Consider the following 4,110-nt stretch of genomic DNA (forward strand, 5'->3'; position numbering starts at 1 on the left):
AAACACGGCCCGTTGGCGGGTCATCTCCAAAGGTTGTCTGCGTGGGCGGGGGCCCGGCGGGGCTTACGGCCGCCTATCTTCTCGCAAAGAAGGGCGTTTCCGTAACCGTCCTTGAGGCCGACCCCGATTATCTGGGGGGCATATCCAAGACGGTTTCATATAAAGGATTCTGTTGCGACATCGGCGGTCACAGGTTTTTCTCCAAGTCGGATGAGGTTGTGGAGTTATGGAACGAAATCCTTGACGAGGATTTTATCAAAAGACCGAGGAAATCCCGCATTTACTACAAGAAGAAGTTTTTTGACTACCCGCTCAAGCCCCGCAACGCCCTTTTTAATTTGGGCGTTTTTGAATCGGCGCTCTGTGTCTTGTCGTATCTGAAGGCTCGCGCTTTTCCCGTCCGGAATCCGGCAAACTTTGAGCAGTGGGTCAGCAACAGGTTCGGCTCCCGGCTTTTCTCAATTTTCTTCAAGTCATACACGGAAAAAGTGTGGGGAATGAAGTGCTCCGAAATATCGGCGGACTGGGCGGCTCAGCGTATAAAGGGGCTCTCCCTGTGGTCCGCCGTAAAGAACGCCGTATTCGGGGCGGGGGGGTCTTCGGGCGGCGAGGTAATCAAAACCCTGATTGATTCTTTCCACTATCCGCGCAAGGGGCCCGGAATGATGTGGGAGAGCGCGGGGCGCAAGATAGAAAAATGGGGCGGCGTCATCAAAATGGGGCAGGAAGCGGTCAGGATTTCCAAAACAAAGGACGGCTATGATGTGGTTTCCCGTTCGCCGGGCGGCGAAGAGTTTCATTATGAAGCCGATTTTGTTATCTCCTCCGCTCCGATAAGGGAGTTTGTCGGATGCCTTGAGCCCGCTCCGCCCGCCGATGTTACCGGGGCGGCAAACGCCCTTTCCTACAGGGATTTTCTTATAGTGGGGCTTGTCGTGAAAGACAGGGATATTTTTGACGACAACTGGGTATACATACACGACCCGTCGGTAAAGGTGGGCAGGATACAGAATTTCAAGTCGTGGTCGCCAGATATGGTTCCCGAAGCCGGGAAGAACTGTTACGGGATGGAGTATTTCTGCTTTGAGGGGGACGGAATATGGGCAAGCGCGGATGAGGATTTGATTAAACTTGCGAGTGAGGAACTTGTTACTCTCGGCCTTGCGCGGGAGGGGGATATAACGGACGGGTTTGTCGTAAGGCAGAAAAAGGCGTATCCGGTGTATGATGACAAATATGCGGACAATGTTGAAACCGTCCGCGCCGCGCTTGCCGGCAGTTATCCGGGGCTGTGCCCTGTCGGCAGGAACGGCATGCACAAATACAACAATCAGGATCATGCCATGATGACGGCAATGCTCACGGTTGAGAACATACTTGCCGGAAAGGATGTTTACGATGTGTGGAAGGTTAATCAGGATGCGGAGTATATTGAAGAGGCGAGGGATTCGGATTCCGGGGGCAGGGATGTGCCGAAAACCGCTTAGGGCAACTTTCGGCTCATAATGTAAATGTGGAAGAACTCGCGTTTGGCGATAATCGGGTCTGTAAATTCGGCTTTTTTCTCCAATCCGTAGCGTGTTTCAAGGTTTTTCTCAACAGGTTTGTTAAGTATTAAAAGCAAATCCCTTTTTTCTTCGTCCGCAAGGATTCTTGCTTGTTCAAGAACTGATTCCACGGGAAGCGCGCCTTCCTTTAGTGGTTTGGGATGGAACTCGTAAAATGTGGAATACTTTCCCATTTGAGGAAAGAACACTTTTGTTCCCTTTCTCATATATCCCGTAATTGAAGCGGCTAACGGTCCCGGAAATACAAGCATGGGCATTGTGTCCAATTGCTCTTTTTTGATGAATTCAGCGGTTTGTTTCCCGTTTGAGAAAGGAAATCGCCACTCTTGAACGACTGCCACTCCGGCCGCAACTATGTGCAGTGAAAGTATGATTGTCAGAATGTTGGTTATGTTGAAAAATTTACCCGGGATTCTCTTCGGCTTTTTCTCCGTGAAGAAAACCCATAAAGCCATTATGAATACAACGAAGAAAAACCCCGAATGCCTTAATCCCGCCGAATGGGCAACGTAGAAAAACAACAGGAATCCCCCTGTTCCACAGAGATAAAGTATCAGAGCTCGCGCCGAATGTTTCAAAGCCCTTGCGCAGTAAACAATTATGGCTATTGATATTACCGGCGCCAGGACTTTTAGTATGTAGAATTGCCTGTAGAGTTTTGTGCCCCAGAATCTTGTGTCAAATACCGGAATCGGCAAAAAGGCGTTAAGCATTTTGTCCAGGATAAAATATAGTTTCCTAAAGTCCAGAGAGAAAAGAAACCCTTTGGTGAAAAGACTGCTGTCGGCGCTTTTCAACATTGAGATCAAACTGACTAAAACTCCCAGACATACGAGGCTTAACCCTAAGAGGGAAGCTGAGGGAGACGGCAGAGTTTTGCGGTTCAAAACATAATCAACAAGCAACAAGAGCCCGCACAGAGCCCCCAGATTTAGTCCCATGGGGCTTGACTGGCTTAAAAGAAAGGCCACAAGAGAGGTTAGCAGGGGTCTTCGGGTATTTGACGTGAACAATGAACAGAAGATCAATGAAAGAAGCAGGGAAAGCCCATAGGGGCGGGCAATTACTGAAAGTTCGTAAAGGGGGAAATACCCGAATATAAAGAGGGCTTTTTGAGTAACGGTAAAAGGTGAATGCCTGACAAACACATATGCGATTGCCGTTCCAATCGCCAGACAGAAGCCTTGCATTAAGACCGGAGACGGGGAGACTTTAGTGAGAAGCGCCAGTAATACAAACCAGAGTTTTGGAGTGCTTTCGTATTTTGTGTTGGCAATCAAATCGGAGAATGAGGAGATTTCCATTGATATTAACCATTGGTGCAGCTCATCCCGCCACATTTCGTGGTTGAAGATAGTTATTCCGCAAATGAGAGCAAAAACGCCCACAAGCAGGGCCGTTTGCTTTTTGCTTGCATGTGTCCCGTCTTCCATCTTTAACTCCTCATATTCCTCCTTATGTAGTCCGCCGCAAACGCCGCTCCGGTGAGCGCGGCAATGAATGGAAGTAGCCACACAATCACGTTGAAACCGCGAAACGGCGGCTCGGCAAGGATGCCGTCCCCGAATGATTTTCTTAAAGTAAGAATGATCTCTTCATCTGATTTTCCCTCTTTAATCTGTCTTTTAATCTCCCCGCGTATGTCCCGCGCAAGTTGCGAGTCTGATTCCGCAACCGACTGCCCGGCGCACACGCGGCACATAAGTTGTTTTGCTATAGTGTCCTCGCGATTGGTGCTTGTTTGTGCGAAGGACGGGACGCACAGAAACAAGAAAGCGAGCAGGACGGAGATTCCGATGGTCATTTATCGGGCCTGTCTAAAACAGATTCAATGTTTTGAATCAGTAATGGCAAATCCTTTTCAACGGTCTGCCACAGCACATCAAGGTCTATGTCAAAGTAGGCATGCACAAGACGGTTGCGCATACCTCTTATTTCTTTCCATTGAATATCAGAGGATTGGTTTTTTGTTGCATCTGTTATGTGAAGAGTCGCTTCTCCAATGATTTCAACGGACTTTACAAGAGACAAAACAAGCATGCGGCTTTCATTCAGGTCGTTGCGGGTTTTACCTTCGGCAAAATAAAGCGCTTCTTTTGCGGCATCAAGCATGTGGCGCAACCAGATTGTATCATTTTTGCTCATACTGAACTTGCGCCTCCTTGACAACATCATCGCGAAAATACCGGCTCAAGTCTCCCGGAGTTCTCAAGTCAACTTTGCGATCTCCTAAAATGCCGGACAGTTCAATCTCCATACGGGCAATTCCAAACAGCCCCGGGACCCGTCCGGTATTGAACTCAATCAGAACATCAACGTCACTGTCGGGTCTGAAGTCAGATCTAAGAGCCGAGCCAAAAATCGCAAGACGCTTTATGCCGCGGGCTTTGCAAAACTCGGCAATCTTCTCTTTCGGAACTGGAATTTGAACCTCCATGAGACCAATTATAACAGGGTTTTCCTGTTTGTGTTTCAATATCAGCTCCCGTAGAGTGTTATAATACACCATCTGTTGCTATGGAACGACTGAAACTCCTTATAA

General features: G+C 48.4%; 5 protein-coding genes. 1 reads left to right on the top strand and 4 read right to left on the bottom strand.

What is annotated here, in order from left to right:
* Positions 1-41 precede the first annotated feature (41 nt).
* A complete protein-coding gene (locus OXF42_05485) occupies positions 42-1,487 on the top strand; it encodes an NAD(P)/FAD-dependent oxidoreductase (protein MCY4047542.1) in 1,446 nt (481 codons plus the stop codon).
* Here OXF42_05485 and OXF42_05490 read toward each other — a convergent pair.
* From OXF42_05490 to OXF42_05505, 4 genes are read right to left on the bottom strand one after another with little or no spacing between them, the layout of a single operon-like run.
* Positions 1,484-3,001 (bottom strand): hypothetical protein, encoded by a 1,518-nt coding sequence (locus OXF42_05490; GenBank protein ID MCY4047543.1) that lies wholly within the window; start codon positions 2,999-3,001, stop codon positions 1,484-1,486. The genes OXF42_05485 and OXF42_05490 overlap by 4 nt on opposite strands.
* Positions 3,002-3,003: 2 nt before the next feature.
* Positions 3,004-3,372 carry a cytochrome c-type biogenesis protein CcmH gene (locus OXF42_05495; GenBank protein ID MCY4047544.1) on the bottom strand — a complete coding sequence of 123 codons (369 nt, stop codon included), beginning with the start codon at positions 3,370-3,372 and terminating at the stop codon, positions 3,004-3,006.
* Positions 3,369-3,713 (bottom strand): DUF86 domain-containing protein, encoded by a 345-nt coding sequence (locus tag OXF42_05500; GenBank protein MCY4047545.1) that lies wholly within the window; start codon positions 3,711-3,713, stop codon positions 3,369-3,371. Before OXF42_05500 ends, OXF42_05495 begins: the two co-directional genes overlap by 4 nt.
* Positions 3,700-4,005 (bottom strand): nucleotidyltransferase family protein, encoded by a 306-nt coding sequence (locus OXF42_05505; protein MCY4047546.1) that lies wholly within the window; start codon positions 4,003-4,005, stop codon positions 3,700-3,702. Before OXF42_05505 ends, OXF42_05500 begins: the two co-directional genes overlap by 14 nt.
* Between the last annotated feature and the right edge of the window lie 105 nt (positions 4,006-4,110).

Source organism: Candidatus Dadabacteria bacterium, from assembly GCA_026708565.1.
Lineage (GTDB): Bacteria > Desulfobacterota_D > UBA1144 > Nemesobacterales > Mycalebacteriaceae > Mycalebacterium.

Excerpts from the sequence above, each read along its gene's own strand:
- OXF42_05490 (MCY4047543.1), bottom strand. The coding sequence starts at position 3,001 with ATGGAAGACGGGACACATGCAAGCAAAAAGCAAACGGCCCTGCTTGTG.
- OXF42_05495 (MCY4047544.1), bottom strand. The coding sequence starts at position 3,372 with ATGACCATCGGAATCTCCGTCCTGCTCGCTTTCTTGTTTCTGTGCGTC.
- OXF42_05500 (MCY4047545.1), bottom strand. The coding sequence starts at position 3,713 with ATGAGCAAAAATGATACAATCTGGTTGCGCCACATGCTTGATGCCGCA.
- OXF42_05505 (MCY4047546.1), bottom strand. The coding sequence starts at position 4,005 with ATGGAGGTTCAAATTCCAGTTCCGAAAGAGAAGATTGCCGAGTTTTGC.